This window comes from Streptomyces sp. NBC_01635 (assembly GCF_045209715.1).
GTDB lineage: Bacteria > Actinomycetota > Actinomycetes > Streptomycetales > Streptomycetaceae > Streptomyces > Streptomyces hirsutus.
This window is the reverse complement of the sequence record NZ_CP109277.1, coordinates 2,251,850-2,274,323: the sequence shown is the minus strand read 5'-3', so window position 1 is coordinate 2,274,323 and position 22,474 is coordinate 2,251,850. Positions and strand designations below refer to the sequence as shown.

18 protein-coding genes and 1 pseudogene are annotated in these 22,474 nt (G+C 71.3%); 10 read left to right on the top strand and 9 right to left on the bottom strand.

Translation table 11 applies throughout. The features are described from left to right. The first annotated feature begins 175 nt into the window (after nt 1–175). From OHB56_RS10815 to OHB56_RS10800, 4 genes are all read left to right on the top strand, one after another. Nucleotides 176–1,798 carry a glycoside hydrolase family 13 protein gene (locus OHB56_RS10815; RefSeq protein ID WP_326756959.1) on the top strand — a complete coding sequence of 541 codons (1,623 nt, stop codon included), beginning with the start codon at nt 176–178 and terminating at the stop codon, nt 1,796–1,798. Between the two features lie 71 nt (nt 1,799–1,869). Further along, complete coding sequence (locus OHB56_RS10810; RefSeq protein WP_406352894.1) at nt 1,870–3,198, top strand: ABC transporter substrate-binding protein; 1,329 nt, start codon at nt 1,870–1,872, stop codon at nt 3,196–3,198. A gap of 5 nt (nt 3,199–3,203) precedes the next feature. After that, complete coding sequence (locus tag OHB56_RS10805; protein WP_326752058.1) at nt 3,204–4,598, top strand: ABC transporter permease subunit; 1,395 nt, start codon at nt 3,204–3,206, stop codon at nt 4,596–4,598. After that, a complete protein-coding gene (locus OHB56_RS10800; protein WP_326752057.1) occupies nt 4,595–5,434 on the top strand; it encodes a carbohydrate ABC transporter permease in 840 nt (279 codons plus the stop codon). The genes OHB56_RS10805 and OHB56_RS10800 overlap by 4 nt, the downstream gene beginning before the upstream one ends. Nucleotides 5,435–5,514: 80 nt before the next feature. Here OHB56_RS10800 and pgl read toward each other — a convergent pair whose 3' ends face one another. The 5 genes from pgl to tkt are packed head-to-tail and all read right to left on the bottom strand — an operon-like array spanning nt 5,515 to nt 12,317. Continuing rightward, on the bottom strand, nt 5,515–6,300 hold the full coding sequence (pgl, locus tag OHB56_RS10795) for a 6-phosphogluconolactonase (RefSeq protein WP_406352891.1): 786 nt from the start codon (nt 6,298–6,300) through the stop codon (nt 5,515–5,517). Further along, complete coding sequence (gene opcA, locus OHB56_RS10790; RefSeq protein ID WP_326752055.1) at nt 6,297–7,532, bottom strand: glucose-6-phosphate dehydrogenase assembly protein OpcA; 1,236 nt, start codon at nt 7,530–7,532, stop codon at nt 6,297–6,299. The genes pgl and opcA overlap by 4 nt, the downstream gene beginning before the upstream one ends. Continuing rightward, complete coding sequence (gene zwf, locus OHB56_RS10785; protein WP_326752054.1) at nt 7,529–9,052, bottom strand: glucose-6-phosphate dehydrogenase; 1,524 nt, start codon at nt 9,050–9,052, stop codon at nt 7,529–7,531. The genes opcA and zwf overlap by 4 nt, the downstream gene beginning before the upstream one ends. 4 nt (nt 9,053–9,056) lie before the next feature. Beyond that, on the bottom strand, nt 9,057–10,175 hold the full coding sequence (tal, locus tag OHB56_RS10780) for a transaldolase (protein WP_055591724.1): 1,119 nt from the start codon (nt 10,173–10,175) through the stop codon (nt 9,057–9,059). 39 nt (nt 10,176–10,214) lie between these two features. Further along, nucleotides 10,215–12,317, bottom strand: coding sequence for a transketolase (gene tkt, locus OHB56_RS10775; RefSeq protein ID WP_406352888.1), 2,103 nt, complete (start codon nt 12,315–12,317; stop codon nt 10,215–10,217). Nucleotides 12,318–12,645: 328 nt separating this feature from the next. Between tkt and OHB56_RS10770 the strand changes: the two genes are divergently transcribed. The 4 genes and pseudogenes from OHB56_RS10770 to OHB56_RS10755 all read left to right on the top strand — a co-directional run bounded on the left by OHB56_RS10770 (nt 12,646) and on the right by OHB56_RS10755 (nt 16,319). Next, nucleotides 12,646–13,614, top strand: a complete 969-nt coding sequence (locus OHB56_RS10770) for a heme o synthase (protein ID WP_326752052.1) — start codon at nt 12,646–12,648, stop codon at nt 13,612–13,614. Between the two features lie 126 nt (nt 13,615–13,740). Continuing rightward, complete coding sequence (locus tag OHB56_RS10765; RefSeq protein ID WP_055591721.1) at nt 13,741–14,121, top strand: hypothetical protein; 381 nt, start codon at nt 13,741–13,743, stop codon at nt 14,119–14,121. Nucleotides 14,122–14,258: 137 nt separating this feature from the next. Next, nucleotides 14,259–15,167, top strand: a pseudogene (locus tag OHB56_RS10760) (amidohydrolase family protein); the annotation flags it as partial. A 414-nt stretch (nt 15,168–15,581) separates the two neighbouring features. Next, nucleotides 15,582–16,319, top strand: a complete 738-nt coding sequence (locus tag OHB56_RS10755; RefSeq protein WP_406352886.1) for a nucleotidyltransferase domain-containing protein — start codon at nt 15,582–15,584, stop codon at nt 16,317–16,319. Here OHB56_RS10755 and OHB56_RS10750 read toward each other — a convergent pair. The 4 genes from OHB56_RS10750 to OHB56_RS10735 all read right to left on the bottom strand — a co-directional run bounded on the left by OHB56_RS10750 (nt 16,274) and on the right by OHB56_RS10735 (nt 19,994). Then, nucleotides 16,274–17,305, bottom strand: a complete 1,032-nt coding sequence (locus OHB56_RS10750; RefSeq protein ID WP_406352884.1) for a COX15/CtaA family protein — start codon at nt 17,303–17,305, stop codon at nt 16,274–16,276. The two genes, OHB56_RS10755 and OHB56_RS10750, sit on opposite strands and share 46 nt — an antisense overlap. A gap of 91 nt (nt 17,306–17,396) precedes the next feature. After that, the gene (locus tag OHB56_RS10745) at nt 17,397–18,197 is read right to left on the bottom strand and encodes an ABC transporter permease (protein ID WP_406352883.1); all 801 of its coding nucleotides are present in this window, start codon (nt 18,195–18,197) and stop codon (nt 17,397–17,399) included. Continuing rightward, nucleotides 18,194–19,117, bottom strand: a complete 924-nt coding sequence (locus OHB56_RS10740) for an ABC transporter ATP-binding protein (RefSeq protein ID WP_406352881.1) — start codon at nt 19,115–19,117, stop codon at nt 18,194–18,196. The genes OHB56_RS10745 and OHB56_RS10740 overlap by 4 nt, the downstream gene beginning before the upstream one ends. Nucleotides 19,118–19,184: 67 nt before the next feature. Then, complete coding sequence (locus OHB56_RS10735; protein ID WP_406352879.1) at nt 19,185–19,994, bottom strand: aminoglycoside N(3)-acetyltransferase; 810 nt, start codon at nt 19,992–19,994, stop codon at nt 19,185–19,187. A gap of 160 nt (nt 19,995–20,154) precedes the next feature. On the opposite strand from OHB56_RS10735, the gene OHB56_RS10730 reads away from it, so the two are divergent. Next, nucleotides 20,155–20,988, top strand: a complete 834-nt coding sequence (locus OHB56_RS10730) for a helix-turn-helix transcriptional regulator (RefSeq protein ID WP_406352878.1) — start codon at nt 20,155–20,157, stop codon at nt 20,986–20,988. Next, on the top strand, nt 20,985–22,406 hold the full coding sequence (gene sufB, locus OHB56_RS10725) for a Fe-S cluster assembly protein SufB (protein WP_055591713.1): 1,422 nt from the start codon (nt 20,985–20,987) through the stop codon (nt 22,404–22,406). The genes OHB56_RS10730 and sufB overlap by 4 nt, the downstream gene beginning before the upstream one ends. Nucleotides 22,407–22,474: the final 68 nt, after the last annotated feature.

Genomic DNA, 22,474 nt, shown 5'->3' with positions numbered 1-22,474 from the left:
ATGCCCGAGTGGGTGGTGATTGGTCCACGGCAACTGACGGACAGCTTGCGCCCGTTCATTGACACCCCCGCGACACACCTACTTAACATGCATGCATAACGGCGAGGACGCCGTCGGCCCGGGACTCCCGGGTCTCCGCACGCACAGACAGGTCGACGTGGTGAGCCCCGAGCACATCGACACCCACCGCTGGTGGCGCGACGCAGTGATCTACCAGGTGTACGTCCGCAGCTTCCTGGACAGCACCGGCGATGGAATCGGCGATCTCGCCGGCGTCAGGGCGGGCCTGCCCTACCTGAAGAAGCTGGGCGTGGACGGGATCTGGCTGAGCCCCTTCTACCCCTCGCCGCAGCACGACCACGGCTACGACGTGGCCGACTACCGCGACGTCGACCCGGTCTTCGGCGACCTCGCCGAGTTCGACCTGCTGGTCGGGGCCGCCCGGCGGCTCGACCTCAAGGTGCTGCTGGACATCGTCCCCAACCACTGCTCCAGCGAGCACCCCTGGTTCCGCGAGGCGCTCGCAGCGGCCCCCGGCAGCCCGGAACGGGCCCGCTTCCACTTCACCGACGGCCGCGGCCCCGACGGTGCCGAGCCGCCCAACAACTGGCACGCCATGTTCGGCGGGCCCGCCTGGAGCCGCGTCACCGAACCGGACGGCCGGCCCGGCCAGTGGTACCTGCACATGTTCACGCCCGAACAGCCGGACTGGAACTGGCGCAACCCCGAGATCGCCGCCGACTACGACCGGACCCTGCGGTTCTGGCTGGACCGGGGCGTCGACGGCTTCCGCATCGATGTCGCCGCCGGACTCTTCAAGCACCCGGAACTGCCCGACTCCCCGGACCCGGAGGCCGACGCCCGCACCCGCGACTCGGTCAACCCGCTGGCCTGGAACCAGCCCGAGGTGCACGAGGTGTGGCGGCACTGGCGCGCGGTGTGCGAGGAGTACACGCGGCGCGACGGCCGCGAGCGGCTCCTGGTCGGTGAGGTCTCCGTCCCGAGCGCCCGCGAACACGCCCAGTACGTGCGCCCCGACGAGCTGCACCAGGCCTTCTTCTTCGACCTGCTGGGCGCCCCCTGGGACGCCGACGCCTTCCGCAAGGTCATCTCCGAGGCCATGCAGGACATCGCCGGCACCGGCTCGACCGTCACCTGGGTCCTCAACAACCACGACCAGGTCCGCACCGTCACCCGCTACGGCGAACCCGCCCCCCAGGGCAGCGGCCTCGGGACCGCCCGCGCCCGCGCCGCCGCGCTGCTGATGCTGGCGCTGCCCGGCGCCGCCTACATCTACCAGGGCGAGGAACTGGGCCTGCCCGAGGTCGTCGACCTCCCCGACGACGTGCTCACCGACCCGATCTTCCACCGCACCGGCAGCCGCGCCCGGATCCGCGACGGCTGCCGGGTGCCGCTGCCCTGGTCGGGACAGGCCTCCCCGTTCGGCTTCACCTCCGGCGCCGAAGGGGCCGCACCCTGGCTGCCGCAGCCCGAGTGGTTCGCCGAGCACGCCACCGACCGGGCCCTCGCCGACACCCGTTCCTTCTGGCACCTCTACCGCGACGGCCTGCAACTGCGCTCCACCCTGCCCCAGCTGGGCGAGGGCACGCTGCGCTGGCTGGAGACCCCGCCCGACGTCCTGGCCTTCACCCGCGCCGACGACCTGGTGTGCGCCGTCAACTTCGGCACCGCCCCCGTACCCGCTCCGGTCCCCGGCATCCCGCTGCTCGCCAGCGGCCCGTGCCCGCCCGGAGTCCTGCCCGGCTCCACGGCCGCCTGGTGGATCAGCGACTCCTGAAACCCGCTCACTTCACGTATCCCGAAAGCTTCCGAACGCATTTCCGAACGTTTTCCGAAGGGACATCAACGATGATGCGACGACGTACCACCCTGCTCACCGGCTGCACCGCCCTGGTGCTCGCCCTCGGCGCCACCGCCTGCGGCTCGGGCGAGCCCGTCGCGGCCGGCGGCGGCGACAAGGCGCTCGACGGCCGGACCGTCTCGGTCGCCGGCGTCTGGTCCGGCAGCGAGCAGAAGAACTTCCAGAAGGTGCTGGACGCCTTCACCGAGAAGACCGGTGCCAAGACGGAGTTCGTGTCCACCGGCGACAACGTCTCCACCGTCGTCGGCAGCAAGATCGAGGGCGGCAACGCCCCCGACGTCGTGATGGTCCCGCAGGTCGGCGTGCTGAAGCAGTTCGCCGAGCAGGGCTGGCTCAAGCCGCTGGACAAGAAGGTCCAGGGCACCGCGGAGGCCAACTTCGCCGAGGTGTGGCGCAATTACGGCAGCGTCGACGGCACCCTGTACGGCCTCTACTTCAAGGCCGCCCACAAGTCGACCGTCTGGTACAGCCCCGAGGCCCTCGAACAGGCCGGGGTCACCCCGCCGAAGACCTACGACGCCATGCTGAAGGGCGGGCGCACGATCTCCGACTCCGGCCTCGCCGCCTTCTCGGTCGCCGGACAGGACGGCTGGACGCTGACCGACTGGTTCGAGAACGTCTACCTCTCCCAGGCCGGCCCCGAGAAGTACGACGCCCTCGCCGCGCACGAGATCAAGTGGACCGACCCGACGGTGGTCGAGGCGCTCACCACCCTCGGCGACCTCTTCAAGGACAAGCAGCTCCTCGCGGGCGGCCAGAAGGAAGCGCTGAACACCGACTTCCCCGGCTCGGTGGAGAAGGTCTTCGGACCCGAGCCGGACGCCGCCATGGTCTACGAGGGCGACTTCGTGGCCGGCGTCGCCAAGGACCAGTTCGGCAAGGACATCGGCACCGACGCGAACTTCTTCCCGTTCCCGCCGGTCGGCGACGGCGAGGCCCCGGTGGTCAGCGGCGGCGACGCGGCCGTGGTGCTCAAGGACGGCAAGAACGCCGAGGCCGGCATGGCGCTCCTGGAGTACCTGGCCACACCGGAGGCCGCCGCCGTGTGGGCCGAGGCCGGAGGCTTCCTCTCCCCGAACACGAAGCTCGACCTCTCCTCCTACGGCGACGACGTCACCCGCGCCACCGCCGAGTCCCTCGTCGAGGCCGGCGACTCGGTCCGCTTCGACATGTCCGACCAGGCTCCGGCGGCCTTCGGCGGCACCAAGGGCACCGGCGAGTGGAAGATCCTCCAGGACTTCCTGCGCGACCCGTCCGACCCGAAGAAGACCGCCGCCGAGCTGGAGAGGGCTGCGGCCAAGGCGTACGGGAACTGACGGCCATGACCGCCACCCTGGTGAAGGAGGCGAGCCCCCCGGCTCCCTCGCACCCCGATCGTGCCCGCCGCCGGCGCCTGCGCCGGCGGGGGCGGATCGTCGCCGTGCTGTTCGTGCTGCCCGCGCTGCTCCTGCTGGGCGCGCTGGTCGTGTACCCGGTGCTGTTCTCCGTCGGCCGCAGCCTCTTCGACGCCTCCGGCACCCGGTTCGTGGGCGGCGGGAACTACACCGAGATGTTCCGCGACCCGGCCACCCTCAAGGCCGTCCGCAACACCGCGATCTGGGTCGTGATCGCCCCCACCCTGCTCACCGGCCTCGGCCTGATCCTGGCCGTGCTGGTGGAGAAGATCCGCTGGGCCACCGCCTTCAAGCTGCTGCTGTTCATGCCGATGGCGGTGTCCTTCCTGGCGGCCGGCATCATCTTCCGGCTCGCCTACGACGACGACCCCGACAAGGGCGTGCTGAACGCCGCCGCCGTCACGGTCCACGACGCCTTCAAGGGCAGTTCCTCCTACCCGACGGCCCGCGCCCGCGAGGCCGTCGGGGGCGGGGGAGGGGGCGCCGGACCGGGTCTGACCAAGGAGGCCGACGGCGCCTACACGACCGGCGCGGACCTCTCGCCGGGCACCGTCACCGCCCTCGGCCTGGTCGGTGTCGCCCCCAAGGACCTGCCCGGCGACGCCGCGCCCGCCCACCCGGCGGCCACCCGCCAGGAGGCGGGCGCCGACGAGGTCCGCGGAGTGGTCTACCTCGACTTCACCCCCGGCGGGGGAGGAGAGCCGGGCGTGGTCGACCGGCAGGAGAGCGGACTGCCCGGGATGACGGTCGAGGCGGTCCGCGACGGACGGACCGTCGCGAGCACGACGACCGCCGCCGACGGCTCGTTCCGCTTCACCGGCCTGGACGGCGGCTCGTACGCGGTCAAGCTGCCCGCCGCCAACTTCGCGCCCCCCTACGACGGCATCTCCTGGCTCGGACCCACCCTGGTCACCCCGGCGATCATCGGGTCCTACCTGTGGATCTGGACCGGGTTCGCGATGGTGCTGATCGGCGCGGGACTCTCGGCCCTGCCGCGGGACGCGCTGGAGGCGGCGCGGATGGACGGCGCGAACGAGTGGCAGATCTTCCGCCGGATCACCGTCCCGCTGCTCGCACCGGTCCTCACCGTCGTCTTCGTGACCCTGGTGATCAACGTGATGAAGGTCTTCGACCTCGTCTACATCATCGCGCCCGGACCCGTGCAGGAGGACGCGACCGTGCTCGCGACCCAGATGTGGCTGGTGTCGTTCGGCGGCGGAAACGACCAGGGGATGGGCAGCGCGCTCGGCGTGCTGCTCCTGCTGCTGGTGGTCCCCGCCATGGTCTTCAACGTCCGCCGCTTCCGAAGGAGTCAGCGATGAACGCGATCCGGCGCGGCCTGGGCAACGCCGTGGTGCAGGCGTTCCTGGTCGTGATCGGCCTGGTGTGGATGACCCCGCTGGCCGGCCTGTTCCTCTCCTCGCTGCGGTCCGCACAGGACACGGCCAAGGGCGGCTGGTGGACGGTGCTCACCAGCCCCGGGCAGCTGTCCTTCGACAACTACGCGGCCCTGCTGAAGAACTCGGGGATGACGCAGGCGTTCTGGAACACCGTGCTGATCTCGGTGCCGACCACGGTCCTGGTCGTGGTCGTCGCGGCGCTCGCCGGATACGCCTTCGCCTGGCTGGACTTCCCCGGACGCGACGCGATCTTCCTGCTCGTGGTGGCGCTGCTGGTGGTCCCCGTGCAGGTCGGACTGCTGCCGGTCGCCAAACTCTTCGGCCAGCTGGGGCTGTTCGGCACCATCCCCGGCGTCGTGCTGTTCCATGTGGCGTACGGGCTGCCGTTCGCGGTGTTCCTGCTGCGCAACTACTTCGCCGAGATGCCCAAGGAAATGCTGGAGGCCGCCCGGATGGACGGCGGCAGCGAGTGGCGCATCTTCACCCGGCTGATCCTGCCCGTCGGGCGGCCGGCGATCGCCAGCCTCGCCATCTTCCAGTTCCTGTGGGTCTGGAACGACATGCTGGTCGCCCTCCTCTTCGCCGACAGCTCCTCGCAGCCGCTGACGGTGGAACTCCAGTCACAGATCCGTCAGTTCGGCAGCAACATCGACGTGCTCGCGCCGGGCGCGTTCCTGTCCCTGGTGGTGCCGGTGGCCGTGTTCTTCGCCTTCCAGCGGCACTTCGTGCAGGGGGTGATGGCGGGCTCGGTGAAGTGACGGACACCGTCCCGCCCGGAACGCACGGACCCCCGCTTCCTGACGAAGCGGGGGTCCGTGCGTGTCGTGCGCCGCGGGCGCTACGCCGACGCCGGTGGATACATCGACCGCGGCAGCTGCGAGGCCGCCGCCGAGTCCAGCAGCCACAGGGTGCGGGCCCGGCCGTACGCGCCCGCCGCCGGGGCCTGGATCTCGCCCGCGCCCGACAGGGCGATCGCCGCGGCCTCCGCCTTGTCCTCGCCGGCCGCCAGCAGCCACACCTCGCGGGCCGCGCGGATCGCCGGCAGGGTGAGCGTCACCCTGGTCGGCGGCGGCTTGGGCGCGCCATGGACGCCGACCACCGTGCGCTCCGTCTCCCGGACCGCGGGCAGTTCCGGGAAGAGGGACGCCACGTGCGTGTCCGGGCCGACGCCCAGCATGAGCACGTCGAACTCCGGCACCCCGCCGTGGTCCGTCGGGCCCGCGGCACGCGCCAGCTCCTCGGCGTACGCGGCCGCCGCCGTGTCCACGTCGGTGCCGTGCGGTCCGTCGGACGCGGGCATGGCGTGCACGCGCTCCGGGTCCAGCGGCACCGCGTCGAGCAGCGCCGCGCGGGCCTGGGTGACATTGCGCTTCGGGTCCCCGTCCGGCAGGAACCGCTCGTCGCCCCACCACAGGTCGATCCGGCCCCAGTCGACCGCGTCCCGGGCGGGCGCCGCCGCGAGCGCGGCCAGCAGGCCGTTGCCGTTGCGGCCGCCGGTCAGGACCACGGACGCCGAACCCCGCGAGGCCTGCGCGTCCACGACCCTGGTGATCAGCCGGGCCGCCGCGGCCTGGGCCATCAGCTCCTTGTCGCGGTGCACGACGAGCTGCGGTGCCCTACTCACTTCGCCACCGCCCGGTTCACCGGTGCCTGCGCCGACGCCGGGCCCCGGGCACCTTCCGCAACTGCTTCGACGGGAGCGGGGCTCCCTGCTCCTTTGGCCGGCGACTCACCGGCCGGCCGCTTCCCGGAGTCACCCGACGCCTCGGGCTCCCGCGCCGACTCCTTCGGAGACCCCGACGCCTCGTCGAGCGCCCGCGACACCTCGTCGAGCGCGCTCGACGCCTCGGTCAGCCCGCGCGACACCGCCGCCAGCCGCTCGCCCGACGGCGCCTTCGACGCCCCCGGACCCGCCGCCGGCCTGTGCGCCGGGTTCCTCAGCCGCTCGACCCCGTACCGCAACGCCGACGCGTACGTGTCGTCCGGGTCCAGCCGGCGCAGTTCCTCCGCGATCAGCTCCGACGTGACCCGGCGCTTGAGCGCCACCGCACGCTTGGGCTGCCCCTGGATCGACAGCGTCGCCAGCGAACCGTCGGCCCGGTCCAGCACGATCGGGCCGCAGTCCGTCGTCAGACGGACCGCCGTGAGCCCGGGGCCGGCGGACAGCGAACGCTTCACGGGGACGTCCAGCCGGTCCGCGAGCCACATCGCCAGCAGCTCGCAGCTCGGGTTGGACTCCTCGCCCTCCACCTCGACGCCCTGCACCTCGCAGGTCACCTGGTCCAGGGCCGCCGCCAGCATCGAACGCCAGGGCGTGATCCGGGTCCAGGACAGGTCGGTGTCGCCCGGGGTGTAGGAGTCGGCGCGGACCGCGAGTTCCCGTACCGGCTGCTCGCAGGCGTAGGTGTCGGTCACTCGGCGCTGGGCCAGCGCTCCCAGCGGATCGCCCGCCGGGTTCGGCGGGGCGTTGACCGGCCACCAGACCACCACCGGGGCGTCCGGCAGCAGCAGCGGCAGCACCACCGACTGGGCGTGGTCGGCGACCTCGCCGTACAGCCGCAGCACCACCGTCTCACCGGTGCCCGCGTCCGCGCCGACCAGCACCTCCGCGTCCAGCCGGGACCGCGTACGGTCGCGGTGCGAGCGGGAGACGCGCTTGATGACGACCAGGGTGCGCGAGGGATGCTCGCGCGAGGCGTCCCCGGCGGACTTCAGCGCGTCGTAGGCGTTCTCCTCGTCGGTCACGATGACCAGGGTGAGCACCATGCCGACCGCCGGTGTGCCGATGGCCCGGCGGGCCTTCACCAGCGACTTGTTGATCTTGCTGGCCGTGGTGTCCGTGAGGTCTATCTTCATGGCCGACGCCAGCTCCGTCCGTCTCGCTCGAGCATGTGGTCCGCCTCGACGGGCCCCCAGGTGCCGGCCTGGTACTGGGCCGGCCTGCCGTGGTTGTCCCAGTACTCCTCGATCGGGTCGAGGATCTTCCAGGACAGCTCGACCTCCTCGGTGCGGGGGAAGAGGTTGGAGTCGCCGAGCAGGACGTCGAGGATGAGCCGTTCGTACGCCTCCGGGCTGGACTCCGTGAACGACTCGCCGTAGGCGAAGTCCATCGACACGTCCCGGATCTCCATCGACGTGCCGGGGACCTTGGAGCCGAACCGCACCGTGACACCCTCGTCCGGCTGGACGCGGATCACGATGGCGTTCTGCCCGAGCTCCTCGGTCGCCGTGGAGTCGAAGGGGGAGTGCGGCGCCCGCTGGAACACCACCGCGATCTCGGTGACCCGGCGGCCCAGCCGCTTGCCGGTGCGCAGGTAGAAGGGGACGCCCGCCCAGCGGCGGTTGTCCACGCCCAGCTTGATCGCGGCGTACGTATCGGTGTTCGAGGAGGCGTCGATGCCCTCCTCCTCCAGATACCCGACCGCCTTCGCGCCGCCCTGCCAGCCCGCCTCGTACTGCCCGCGCACGGTGTCCCGGCCCAGGTCCTTCGGCAGCCGCACGGCGCCGAGCACCTTGGTCTTCTCCGCGGCCAGCGCGTCCGCGTCGAAGGAGGCGGGCTCCTCCATGGCGGTGAGCGCCATGAGCTGGAGCAGGTGGTTCTGGATGACGTCGCGGGCGGCGCCGATGCCGTCGTAGTAGCCGGCCCGGCCGCCGATGCCGATGTCCTCGGCCATGGTGATCTGCACGTGGTCGACGAAGGACCGGTTCCAGATCGGCTCGAACATCGTGTTCGCGAAGCGCAGCGCCAGGATGTTCTGGACGGTCTCCTTGCCCAGGTAGTGGTCGATGCGGAAGACCTGGTCCGGGGCGAACACCTCGTGGACGATCGCGTTGAGCTCCTCGGCCGACTTCAGGTCGTGGCCGAACGGCTTCTCGATCACCGCGCGCCGCCAGGAACCGCTCGACTGGTCGGCGAGACCGTGCTTCTTCAGCTGCTGGATGACCACCGGGAAGGAACGCGGCGGCACCGACAGGTAGAACGCGAAGTTCCCGCCCGTGCCCTGGGCCTTGTCCAGTTCCTCGATCGTGCCGCGCAGCCGCTCGAAGGAGTCGTCGTCGTCGAAGGTGCCCTGGACGAACCGCATGCCCTGGATGAGCTGCTGCCAGACCTCCTCGCGGAAGGGGGTGCGGGCGTGCTCCTTGACCGCGTCGTGGACCTCCTGCGCGAAGTCCTCGTGCGCCCACTCACGGCGGGCGAAACCGACCAGCGAGAAGCCCGGCGGCAGCAGACCCCGGTTGGCGAGGTCGTACACCGCCGGCATCAGCTTCTTGCGCGACAGATCGCCCGTGACCCCGAAGATGACCAGGCCCGACGGCCCCGCGATACGCGGGAGCCGTCGGTCTGCTGGGTCACGCAGCGGATTGCTGCTCGACAAGATGTCAGCCCTCCGAAGGGGCGAGGCGCGCGAGCTCCGCCTCGGTCGACTTCAGCAGGTCGTTCCAGGCCGCCTCGAACTTGTCGACGCCCTCGTTCTCCAGCAGCTGCACCACCTCGTCGTACGAGATGCCGAGCTTCTCCACCGCGTCGAGGTCGGCGCGGGCCTGCTCGTAGGTGCCGGCGATGGTGTTGCCGGTGATCTCGCCCGACTCCTCGGTGGCCACCAGGGTCGCCTCCGGCATGGTGTTCACCGTGTTCGGCGCCACCAGGTCGTCGACGTACAGCGTGGCCTTGTACGCCTTGTCCTTCACACCGGTGGAGGCCCACAGCGGACGCTGCTTGTTGGCGCCCTCGCGCTCCAGCGCGCTCCAGCGGTCGGTGGCGAAGACCTCCTCGTACGCCTGGTAGGCCAGGCGCGCGTTGGCGAGGGCGGCCTTGCCGCGCAGCGCCTTGGCGGCGTCGGTGCCGAGCGCGTCGATCCGCTTGTCGATCTCGGTGTCCACCCGGGACACGAAGAACGACGCCACCGAGTGGATCTTCGACAGGTCCAGGCCGCGCTCCTTGGCCTTCTCCAGGCCGGTCAGGAACGCGTCCATGACCTTGCGGTAGCGCTCCAGGGAGAAGATCAGCGTGACGTTGACGCTGATGCCCAGGCCGATGGTCTCGGCGATCGCCGGGATGCCGGCCTCGGTCGCCGGGATCTTGATCAGGGTGTTGGGCCGGTCCACCAGCCAGGCCAGCTGCTTGGCCTCGGCGACGGTGGAACGCGTGTTGTGCGCCAGACGCGGGTCGACCTCGATGGAGACCCGGCCGTCCTGGCCGTCGGTGGCGTCGAAGACCGGGCGCAGGATGTCGGCGGCGTCGCGGACGTCCGCCGTGGTGATCATCCGGATGGCCTCTTCGACCGTGACCCCGCGGGCGGCGAGGTCGGCGAGCTGCTCCTCGTAGCCGTCGCCCTCGGAGATCGCCTTCTGGAAGATCGACGGGTTGGTGGTGACGCCCACGACGTGCTGCTGGTCGATCAGCTCGGCGAGGTTGCCGGACGTGATCCGCTTGCGCGACAGGTCGTCCAGCCAGATCGCGACGCCTTCGTCGGAAAGGCGCTTGAGTGCGTCTGTCATGGAAATTCCATCTCCTACGTTTCGTGTCTTGTGTGAGCGTCAGCGCTGGGCGCTGGCCAGCGATTCCCGGGCGGCGTCCGCCACGTTCTCGGCGGTGAAGCCGTACTCCTCGAACAGCAGCTTGCCGTCGGCGGACGCGCCGAAGTGCTCCAGGGACACGATGCGCCCGGCGTCCCCCACGTACTTGTGCCAGGTGAGGCCGATGCCCGCCTCGACGGCGACGCGGGCCTTCACGGCCGGCGGCAGCACGCTGTCCCGGTACTCCCGGTCCTGCTCCTCGAACCACTCCACCGAGGGCATGGACACTACGCGCGTCGGCACGCCGGCCGCCTGCAGCTGCTCGCGCGCCCCGACGGCGACATGCACCTCGGAACCGGTGGCGATCAGGACCACCTGCGGTTCCGCGCTCTGCCCGGAGGGCCCTTCGGCCTCGAACAGCACGTAGCCACCGCGCGCGGCGTCCTCGTTCGGCTCGTAGACCGGCACGCCCTGGCGGGTGAGGGCCAGACCGTGCGGGGCGCCCTTGCCGAACTCCTTCGTCCAGCGCTTCAGGATCTCCCGCCAGGCGATCGCGGTCTCGTTGGCGTCCGCGGGGCGGACGACGTTCAGACCGGGGATGGCGCGCAGCGAGGCCAGGTGCTCCACGGGCTGGTGGGTCGGACCGTCCTCGCCCAGACCGACGGAGTCGTGCGTCCACACGTACGTCACCGGCAGGTGCATCAGGGCGGACAGCCGCACCGCGTTGCGCATGTAGTCGGAGAACACCAGGAAGGTGCCGCCGTAGATGCGGGTGTTGCCGTGCAGCGCGATGCCGTTCATCTCCGCGGCCATGGAGTGCTCGCGGATGCCGAAGTGGATCGTGCGGCCGTACGGGTCCGCCTCGGGCAGCGGGTTGTCCGCCGGGAGGAAGGACGACGTCTTGTCGATCGTCGTGTTGTTGGAGCCCGCCAGGTCGGCCGAGCCGCCCCACAGCTCCGGGACGACCGCGCCGAGCGCCTGGAGCACCTTGCCGGACGCGGCACGAGTGGCGACCGCCTTGCCCGACTCGAAGACCGGAAGCGTGTCCTCCCAGCCCTTGGGCAGCTCACCGGCCGCGATCCGGTCGAACTCGGCCGCGCGCTCGGCGTTGTTGCTCCGCCACTCCTGGAACGACTTCTCCCACTCGGCCCGCGCCTGCTTGCCGCGCTCCAGCGCCCCGCGGGTGTGGCCGATGACCTCGTCGGTCACCTCGAAGGTCTGCTCCGGGTCGAAGCCCAGCACCCGCTTGGTGGCGGCCACCTCGTCGTCGCCGAGCGCCGAGCCGTGGGAGGCCTCGGTGTTCTGCGCGTTCGGGGCCGGCCAGGCGATGATCGAGCGCATCGCGATGAACGACGGCCGGTCGGTGACCTTCTTGGCTTCCTGGACGGCGTCGTAGATCGCGTTCGGGTCCAGGTCGCCGTCCGGCTTCGGGGCCACCCGCTGCACGTGCCAGCCGTAGGCCTCGTACCGCTTGGTGACGTCCTCGGAGACGGCCGTCTCGGTGTCGCCCTCGATCGAGATGTGGTTGTCGTCCCACAGCAGGACCAGGTTGCCGAGCTTCTGGTGGCCGGCCAGCGAGGACGCCTCCGCGGAGATGCCCTCCTGCAGGCAGCCGTCACCGGCGATGCAGTAGACGAAGTGGTCGAACGGGGACTCGCCCGGGGCGGCCTCCGGATCGAACAGGCCGCGCTCGTAGCGGGCGGCCATCGCCATGCCGACCGCGTTGGCGACACCCTGGCCCAGCGGCCCGGTCGTCGTCTCCACACCGGTGGTGTGCCCGTACTCCGGGTGTCCGGGCGTCTTCGAACCCCAGGTGCGGAACGCCTTCAGGTCGTCCAGCTCCAGGCCGAAACCGGCCAGGTACAGCTGGGTGTAGAGAGTCAGGGACGAATGGCCGGCGGACAGGACGAAACGGTCCCGCCCGACCCAGTCGGCGTCCGAGGGGTCGTGCCGCATCACCTTCTGGAAGAGGGTGTACGCGGCGGGCGCCAGGCTCATCGCCGTACCGGGATGGCCGTTGCCGACCTTCTGTACGGCATCGGCGGCCAGGACGCGGGCGGTGTCCACGGCCCGCTGGTCCAGTTCGGTCCACTCGAGGTCTGCGGTGGTCGGCTTGGTGCTCACCCTGAGTCAGGGCTCCTCTCCACATGCATTCGGAAGCCGGATGGGTACATACCGGCGGTGTCGAGCCTACCCCCGTAGGACACGCTTCCCCCGAGTCCTTCCAGCGTGCCCAGGCTCCCGGCGATCCGCCTTCTGACTGGGAAGTATGCGCATTCGGCAGATGAATACGGAGCCGCTCATCCGGATGCTCAATCGAGCTCGGATCCCCGTGATGAGCGACCATGTTCAACACGAGCCGACCCCCGCGAATGTCCGGGTCTGGGCAACGTCTAAGGTGGCGTGGTACGCGCGAGCCTTTACCGCCACTTCATCGGGAGGGCTTGCTGGGATGTCTCTGTCAGGGGTGCGAGTGACGGCCGTTGAATCCCGTCCTGCGGGGGTTATCGGGACGAGCCAGAGCCCGAGTCACCGGCCGATCGGGGCCCGTGTCAAGGCGTTCGTGGCGTTGACCAAGCCGCGGATCATCGAGCTGCTGCTCATCACCACCGTTCCGGTGATGTTCCTGGCGCAGCAAGGAGTGCCCGATCTGCAGCTGGTGCTGCTGACCTGCGTCGGCGGCTACCTGTCGGCGGGGGGTGCCAACGCGCTCAACATGTACCTCGACCGCGACATCGACGCCCTGATGGACCGCACCTCGCAGCGTCCCCTGGTCACCGGCATGGTCAGCCCGCGCGAGTGCCTGGCCTTCGGCATCGCCCTGGCCGTCGTCTCGACCCTGCTGTTCGGCCTTGCCGTCAACTGGCTGTCCGCCTGGCTCTCCCTCGGCGCGCTCCTCTTCTACGTCGTCGTCTACACGATGATCCTCAAACGGCGTACGTCGCAGAACATCGTGTGGGGCGGCATCGCCGGCTGCATGCCGGTGCTGATCGGCTGGTCCGCGGTCACCAACTCGATGTCCTGGGCGCCGGTCGTCCTCTTCCTCGTCATCTTCTTCTGGACGCCGCCGCACTACTGGCCGCTGTCCATGAAGGTGAAGGAGGACTACGCGCGCGTGGGCGTGCCGATGCTCCCGGTGATCGCCTCCAACAAGGTCGTCGCCCAGCAGATCGTGATCTACAGCTGGGTCATGGTCGCGGTGTCGCTGCTGCTCACCCCGCTCGGCTACACCGGCTGGTTCTACACCGCGGTCGCGCTGGCCGCGGGCGGCTGGTGGCTCTGGGAGGCGCACGCGCTCCTCAACCGGGCCAAGTCCGAGGTGACCGGCGGCAAGCTCAAGGAGATGCGGCTGTTCCACTGGTCCATCACCTATGTGTCGCTGCTCTTCGTGGCCGTCGCGGTGGACCCCTTCCTGCGGTAGGCCCCTCCCGCGGCAGCCCGCCTCCCGTGGTGGCCCCTTCCGACGCGTTCCCCGGGCGGGGTCCGTGGCCAAGGCCACGGACCCCGCCCGTCGCGATTCGATCTACCCGTCGGTAGCATCCTGGTCATGGCAGACACGCAGCAGTCGGACCCGAAGGCCGAGCAGACCTCCGAGCAGCGGGCCGAACAGAAGGCCGAGCGCAAGGCCGACCGGAAGGCGGCCAAGCTCGCCAAAAGGATCAGTGGCTTCGCCACGGCCCACGGCGGAGCCGAAGGCCAGATCGCGTACCTCGGACAGCGCGGCGCCCGGATCGTGCTCGTCGGCGAGGACGGCGACTGGGGCGACCTGGTCGCCCACTCCTACCCCATCGCCCAGAAGGCGGCCGAGCGGGCGGGCATCACCCTCCACGACGACTTCGACGGCGAGTTCGCCGCCAAGGTCAGGACCGGCCGGTACGAGTGGACCCGTATGGCGGGCCTCCAGATCGGCGGCCCGGCCAACGGCTGAACCACGCCCTCGGGCGGCGCCGGCCCGGCGGGGGACGCCGGGCCGCGCCACGGCAGCCCCGCGGCCGGGCAACACCTACTCGCCGGTTCACCGTTAGGCCCTGCGAAGCCAGCGCAGCGCCCACCTGGGGAGCCCGGATGATCGACCCGCCGTCCCTCGTGGACCAGTACTGCCACGGCGTGCTGCGTACCGAGCTGGGCCTCGGCACCTTCGAGGCCCAGCTCGCCCGTACCGGGGGCCCGCCCGCCCCGGGCACCACCCTCTTCGACACCCAGACCGGTTTCGCCGTACGCCGCTGGTGCCCGCCCCTGCTGGGCCTGGAGCCGCACTGCCCGCCCGCCCGCTACCTGGCCCGGCGCCGTGAGCTGGGCGTCGCCGAGACGGGCCGCCGACTGCTGCGGGCCAGCGGCATCACCACCTACCTCGTCGACACCGGACTGCCCGGCGACCTCACCGGAACGGCGGAACTGGCCAGGGCCGGCGCCGCCGAGGCCCACGAGATCGTGCGCCTCGAACAACTCGCCGAGCAGGTCGCCGACACCTCCGGCACGGTGGAGTCCTTCCTCGCCAACCTCGCCGAGTCCGTCCACGGAGCCGCCGCGCACGCCGTCGCCTTCACCTCCGTCGCCGGCCTACGGCAGGGTCCGGCACTGGCCCCGCAGCCGCCGGGGCCCGGGGAGGTGCGCGGCGCGGCCGCGCGCTGGCTGGCCGCACGCCGGGCCGGGGACGAGCTGAGAGACCCGGTGCTGCTGCGGCACCTGTTGTGGACCGCTGTCGCCTCGGGCCGGCCCCTGCAGCTGCACGTGGGGCCCGGCGCATCCGGCACCCGGCCCGGGGCCACCGACCCGGCGCTGCTGGGCGGCTTCCTCCGGGCCACCGCCGGGCTCGGCACCGACCTCGTCCTGCTGCACGGCTACCCGGACCACCGGTACGCCGCCCGCCTGGCCGGCATCCACCCGCATGTGTACGTCGACTCCGGTGCCTCCCTCGCCCGCACCGGCGCCGGCGCGGCGACCGTCCTCGCGGAGGTCCTGGAACTCGCCCCCTGAGGCGAGCACGCGGGGGTTGGTAGCTGCTCGCCGGGGGGTGCGTACGAGGCCGCGTTAGCTCGATCGTGTGATGGTTCGTTCGCGAGCCTGTGGTGCCCTGGGCCGGCCGGGCTAGCGTGAGCGTGCGATCTGGGACGCCGGGTATGGCGCCAGTGTGCGGGGCCCCCGCTCCACCGGTGTGATGGTTCGGGGCCTCCCCGTCGCCTCTGGCCACACCCATATGGCCAGGTCGTGAGGGAACCGGCCTCCCGAGACCGGACCACGCACCGGATGCGTGTCGCCGACTCGGGGCTGAGTACGCCGGGGACCAGTGCGCCCAAGACCGTTCGGGGCGTGCGGCTGAGAGGGCTCACTTCTGCTCAGTCTTCAGGAACGGTGTACGGGCCGGAGTGAGGCGTGAAGACTGGGCGGATGCCGACCGACGCCCTGCTCGACCGCTTCCTCACCGGGCTCGCGCCGCTCACCCCGGTCGCCGTCTGGGCGCACGGCTCACTGGCCGGCGGTGACTACCGGGAGGGCCGCAGCGACCTGGACCTGATCACGGTCCTGGACCGCCCGGTCACGGCGCGGACGGTGTGGCGGGTGGCGCTGCTGCACGCCCGCCTGCGCAACGAGCCACTCGCCGACCGGCTGCACTGCACCTATCTGACGCCGGACACCGCCCCGGATGCCGAGCGGCGCCACCTGACCTGGGCGCACGAGCAGCTCTTCGAACGGACGGTCACCCCGGTCACCCGGACCGAGCTGCACCGCTTCGGCCGGGTCCTGCACGGTGCGCCGCCCGCGGACGTACTGCCGCCGGTGCCGGACGGCGAACTCGCCGCGTTCGTGCTGCGCGACCAGCGCGACTTCTGGCGGCGGGAGGTGGACCGGGACGCCCACTGGACGCAGGACGTATGGGTCGACCTGGGTCTGCTGACCTTCGCCCGCGCCACGGTCACGGTGCGCGAGGGCCGGCTGATCTCCAAGCGGGAGGCCCTGGAGGTACTGGCCGGCCTCGGGGCCCCCGGCGAGGTCGTCGCGGACATCCGGAGGCGGCGCTACGAGGATCCCGCACCGCCCGACGGGGAATGGGTCCTGCGCCGGGCACGGCTGACCCGGGACTACCTGGGGCCGGCGATCGACTCGCTCGTGGCGCGGGCCGGCTGATCGGACGGCACCGGCAGATCGGCCGCCGGCGCATCCGGCCGCTCGCGCAGCGACAGCAGGACCCGCACCACCCAGATCCACATCACGCAGGAGCCGAACATGTGGGCGCCGACCAGGACCTCGGGCAGGTCCGTGAAGTACTGGACGTAGCCGATCACACCCTGCGCGAGGATGATCAGGAACAGCTCGCGGGTGCGGTGCAGCGGGCCCTTGGGGGCGTCCACCGCCTTGAGGACGAACCACAGGGCGAACGTCAGCGTCGCCACGACCCACGCCAGCACGGCGTGCAGCTTGCTGACCATCGCCGAGTCCACCGGCATCCGCGCGACCTCGCTGGAGTCGCCCGCGTGCGGCCCCGCGCCGGTCACCACCGTGCCGACCGCGATCAGCAGCACGGACGCCACCACCAGGAACCACACCAGCTGCTGTACCGGCTTGCCGACCAGCGGCCGGGGCTCACCGTCGCCCTCGCGGACGCGCTGCCACATCACGGCGGCCACCGCGATCAGCGCCGAGGAGAGCAGGAAGTGCGCCGCGACCGTGTACGGGTTCAGGCCGACCAGGACCACGATGCCGCCGAGGATCGCGTTGCCCATCACGATCCAGAACTGCGCCCAGCCGAGCCGCGTCAGGCTGCGCCGGAACGGCTTCTGGGAGCGCACGGCGACGATCGCCCAGCCGACGGCGGCACACAGCACGTACGTCAGCAGCCGGTTGCCGAACTCGATGACACCGTGCACCCCCATCTCGCGGGTGGAGGTGAGGGAGTCCTCGGTGCACTTGGGCCAGGTCGGGCAGCCCAGGCCGGAGCCGGTCAGCCGCACCGCACCGCCGGTGACCACGATGACCACCGACATGACGAGCGCGGCGAGGACCGCCCGCCGGACCGTCCGGGGGTCCGGGGTCCAGCGTGCGGCGATGAAGGCGAGGGGGTTGCGCAGGGCGGCCTGGGCGTCGGCGCGGGTCAGGTTCGGCACGCGACCCATCGTAGGGCTCCGCTTGTGCACGCTTTCACGAGGGTCCGTCCGGACGCCCCGCCGATCCCTGTCCCCCGCCCGTGCTCCTCACCCCGCCCGCTCATTCCCAGCGGAAGAACCGGCCCGCCGCCGCCAGCCCCGCGACCGCCCACACGGCGAGGACCGCGACCTGGCCCCACGGCAGCCCCGCCCCGTCCTGGAGCACGTCCCGCAGGCCCTCCGACAGCGCCGAGACGGGCAGCAGCCCGAGGACGCCCTGCGCGGCGTCCGGGAAGTTCTCCAGCGGCACGACGACCCCGCCGCCGACGAGCAGCAGCAGGAACACCAGGTTGGCGGCGGCGAGCGTCGCCTCGGCCTTCAGGGTGCCCGCCATCAGCAGGCCGAGTCCCGAGAAGGCGGCCGTGCCCAGCACCAGCAGCAGGAGCACCGCGAACGGGTTGCCCTGCGGCGACCAGCCCAGCGCGAACGCGATCACCGTCAGCAGGACGATCTGGAGCACCTCGGTGACCAGCACCGACAGCGTCTTCGCGGTCATCAGCGCCCAGCGCGGCAGCGGCGACGAGGCCAGCCGCTTCAGCACCCCGTACCGGCGCTCGAAGCCGGTGGCGATGGCCTGCCCGGTGAACGCCGTCGACATCACCGCCAGCGCGAGGATGCCGGGGGCGAGGAAGTCCACGGCCTCGCCGGCGCCGGTGTCCACGATGTCCACGGTGCTGAACAGCACCAGCAGCAGGGTGGGGATGACCACGGTGAGCAGCAGCTGCTCGCCGTTGCGCAGCAGCATTTTCGTCTCGAGCGCCGCCTGCGCCGCGATCATGCGGGGGAGCGGCGCCGCGCCCGGCTTCGGCGCGTAGGCGCCGGTGCCACCGGCCCGGCCGGTCCCGGTGGGTGCCGGATTCATGAGCGCAGCTCCTTGCCGGTGAGTTCCAGAAAGACGTCCTCCAGGGTGTGCCGTTCGACCGAGATCCGGTCCGGCAGGACGCCGTGCTGTGCGCACCAGGACGTGACCGTGGCGAGCAGTTGCGGGTCCACCTCGCCGACCACCCGGTACGAGCCCGGGGTCAGCTCGGCGGCCTGGGAGTCGGGCGGCAGCGCCTTGAGCAGGGAGATTACGTCCAGCCCCGGCCGGCCCGAGAAGCGCAGGGTGTTCTCGGCGCCGCCCCGGCACAGCTCCTCGGGGCTGCCCTGGGCCACCACCCGGCCGGCGTCGATGATCGCGACGTCGTCGGCGAGCTGTTCGGCCTCGTCCATGTGGTGCGTCGTCAGGATGACGGAGACCCCGTCGGCGCGCAGATCCCGTACGAGGTCCCAGGTGGCGCGGCGGGCCTGCGGGTCGAGTCCGGCGGTCGGCTCGTCCAGGAAGACCAGTTCCGGGCGCCCGACCACGGCCATCGCCAGCGCGAGCCGCTGCTGCTGGCCGCCGGAGAGCCGCCGGTACGTCGTACGGCCGCAGGAGCCGAGTCCGAGGCGCTCGATCAGCGCGTCCACGTCCAGGGGGTGCGCGTGCAGCCTGGCCATGTGCCGGAGCATCTCGTCGGCCCGCGCGCCCGAGTAGACGCCACCGGACTGGAGCATCACGCCGACGCGGGGTCTGAGCGCGGCCGACTGCCGCACCGGGTCCAGGCCCAGGACGCGCACCGTGCCGGAGTCCGGCCGCCGGTATCCCTCGCAGGTCTCCACCGTGGTCGTCTTGCCCGCCCCGTTGGGCCCGAGCACGGCCGTCACGCCCTGCCGTGCCACCAGGTCGAGGCCGTCCACCGCGGTCTTCGTGCCGTACCGCTTCACCAGGGCCTGCACCTGGACCACGGGCTCGCTTCGCATGGGTCACGAGTCTAGGGACGGGCCGGGGGACTCAGGCCGGGGGGTGGGGAACTGCTGGGGTCCGGGTTCAGAGCTCCTCCGTACGGGGCCGGTGCACTTCCAGCCATCTCTCCGCGTAGGCCACCGCGTCCGGCAGCGGGAACAGCCGCGCCCCGGCCGCCCCGATCCTGCCGCGGACGACGGGGCGGTCCGCGGGGCGGTCCCGTTCGAAGTCGTGGCCCAGCTCGTCGAAGCGCTCGGAGGTGATCGACACCTCGGTCAGGGTCTCCCAGCCCGCCGGGCCGGGGCGGCCCACCGCGACGAGCGGGGAGGGTATCCGGTACTCGGCGAGGTGGAAGCAGGTGCAGGTGTCGTAGCCGGTGCCGAGCAGCAGCACCCGGGCGTCCAGCCGCTCCAGGGCCGCCAGCGGGCTGTGCTCACCCAGTCGGCAGTTCCGCGCGTGCACCGCGACGACCTCAGCCGCCCGCCGTCCGAGCGCGGCGAACGAGGTCTGCGGGTGGGCGCTGCGCCGGGCGCCCGGCCAGGTCCGTACCGTCTCCGGGACGATTCCCACCCCGCGGGTGGGGGTGGTCGCCGGGTCGTAGCCGGGCATGGTGGCCCGGATGGTCTCCCACCAGGCCTTCGGCACCGGCGGATCGCCCCACAGCGCCGGGTCGGAGAGGCCGCCGGACTGGGCCGGGACGACCAGGGTGCCGTCCGGACCCAGCACGTCGAGCAGTGCGGCGACGACGGATATCGGGCCGCCGTTGACCCAGCCCAGGGAGCTGAGCGAGGAGTGCACGAGGAGGGTCTCGCCGGGCCGCACACCGAGCTCGGCGAGACCGGCGGCGAGGGTGTCCCGGGTGACAAGAGGGCCGGTCGGCAGGGGTGCGGGCATGCCCGGCAGTGTCCCGGACGCAGCCCGGGGGTGCCACCGATTTGATCGATCAAAGATCGTTTCCGCAGGTCACCTTAGGTTTGCCTAAGTGATGCAGCGCACCCCGGGGCGGATCATGCACGGCTTGCCCGGGCCGGATGAATTACGCAACAATGGCGTTGTGAAAAACGTCGGCGAGGCTCCGCAGGAGGAACTTGCGACCGGTGAGCGGTCCACCCGCAACCGGGTCGTGCGCTCCGTCCTGGACCACGGCCCGTCGACCGTGTCCGATCTCGCCCAGCGGCTCGGGCTGACCCAGGCGGCCGTCCGCCGCCACCTCGACGCCCTGGCCGCCGACGGAATCGTGGAGGCGCGCGAACGCCGGGTCTACGGCGCACGCACGCGCGGACGCCCGGCCAAGGTCTTCGCCCTCACCGACTGCGGGCGGGACGCCTTCGACCAGTCGTACGACGAACTGGCCGTGGACGCCCTGCGGTGGATCGGCGAGCGGGAGGGCGGCGACGAGGCGATCGCCGCGTTCGCCCGGGCCCGGATCGCCGCCCAGGCCGGCTCGTACCGCGAGGCGGTGGCGGCGGCGGCCCCCGAGGAGCGCGCCCAAGCCCTGGCCAGGGCGCTCACCGCGGACGGGTACGCTGCCACCGCGCGCAGCGCCCCCCACCCGCAGCAGGGTGAGCAGCTGTGCCAGCACCACTGCCCGGTCGCCCACGCCGCCGAGCGGTTTCCGCAACTCTGCGAGGCGGAGACGGAATTTTTCGCCGAGCTGCTCGGTACGCATGTCCAGCGGCTGGCCACCATCGCCCACGGCGACGGTGTCTGCACCACCTTCATCCCGAATTCCTCGACGGCTTCGCGGGCTTCGGGGGCCTCACCGCCCCCGAAGTCACCGGAACCCTCGAAACCCCCGAGAACGTCCGGGACGAAGCCCGAGAAGTCTTCGCCCCACATCCACAACGCAACCGCATCCGCAAGCACGGCCGGGAGGAACCCCGCATGACTCTCCCCACGGAGACTGCCCACCCCGAACTCGAGGGCCTGGGTACGTACGAATTCGGCTGGGCCGACTCCGACGCGGCAGGCTCCGCGGCCAAGCGCGGTCTGAGCGAGGACGTCGTCCGTGACATCTCCGCGAAGAAAAACGAGCCGGAGTGGATGCTGAAGCTGCGGCTGAAGGGCCTGCGGCTGTTCGACAAGAAGCCCATGCCCAACTGGGGCTCGGACCTGTCGGGCATCGACTTCGACAACATCAAGTACTTCGTGCGCTCCACCGAGAAGCAGGCCGCTTCCTGGGAGGACCTGCCCGAGGACATCAAGAACACCTACGACCGGCTCGGCATCCCCGAGGCGGAGAAGCAGCGCCTGGTCGCCGGTGTCGCCGCGCAGTACGAGTCCGAGGTCGTCTACCACCAGATCCGCGAGGACCTGGAGGAGCAGGGCGTCATCTTCCTCGACACGGACACCGCGCTGAAGGAGCACCCGGAGCTCTTCCAGGAGTACTTCGGCACCGTCATTCCGGTCGGCGACAACAAGTTCGCGTCGCTGAACTCGGCCGTGTGGTCCGGCGGGTCGTTCATCTACGTCCCCAAGGGCGTCCACGTGGACATCCCGCTCCAGGCCTACTTCCGGATCAACACCGAGAACATGGGCCAGTTCGAGCGGACGCTGATCATCGTCGACGAGGACGCCTACGTCCACTACGTCGAGGGCTGCACCGCCCCGATCTACACCTCGGACTCGCTGCACAGCGCCGTCGTCGAGATCATCGTCAAGAAGGGCGGCCGCTGCCGCTACACGACCATCCAGAACTGGTCGAACAACGTCTACAACCTGGTCACCAAGCGCGCCGTGGCCTACGAGGGCGCGACCATGGAGTGGGTCGACGGCAACATCGGCTCCAAGGTGACGATGAAGTACCCGGCCGTCTACCTCATGGGCGAGCACGCCAAGGGCGAGACCCTGTCCATCGCCTTCGCCGGCGAGGGCCAGCACCAGGACGCCGGCGCCAAGATGGTCCACATGGCCCCGAACACCTCGTCGAACATCGTCTCCAAGTCGGTGGCGCGCGGCGGTGGCCGCACCTCCTACCGCGGTCTGATCGAGATCGGTGAGGGCGCCCCCGGCGCCAAGTCCAACGTGCTGTGCGACGCGCTGCTCGTGGACACCATCTCCCGCTCGGACACCTACCCCTACGTGGACGTCCGCGAGGACGACGTGTCCATGGGCCACGAGGCGACCGTCTCCAAGGTCTCCGAGGACCAGCTCTTCTACCTGATGAGCCGCGGTCTGTCCGAGTTCGAGGCGATGGCGATGATCGTCCGCGGCTTCGTCGAGCCGATCGCCAAGGAACTGCCGATGGAGTACGCGCTGGAGCTCAACCGGCTGATCGAGCTGCAGATGGAGGGCGCGGTCGGCTGACCCGCCGCCCCGCCCCCGTCGGCCGGTCGACCCGACCCGCCTGTTGGCGGGTCGGCTCGGCCCGCCCC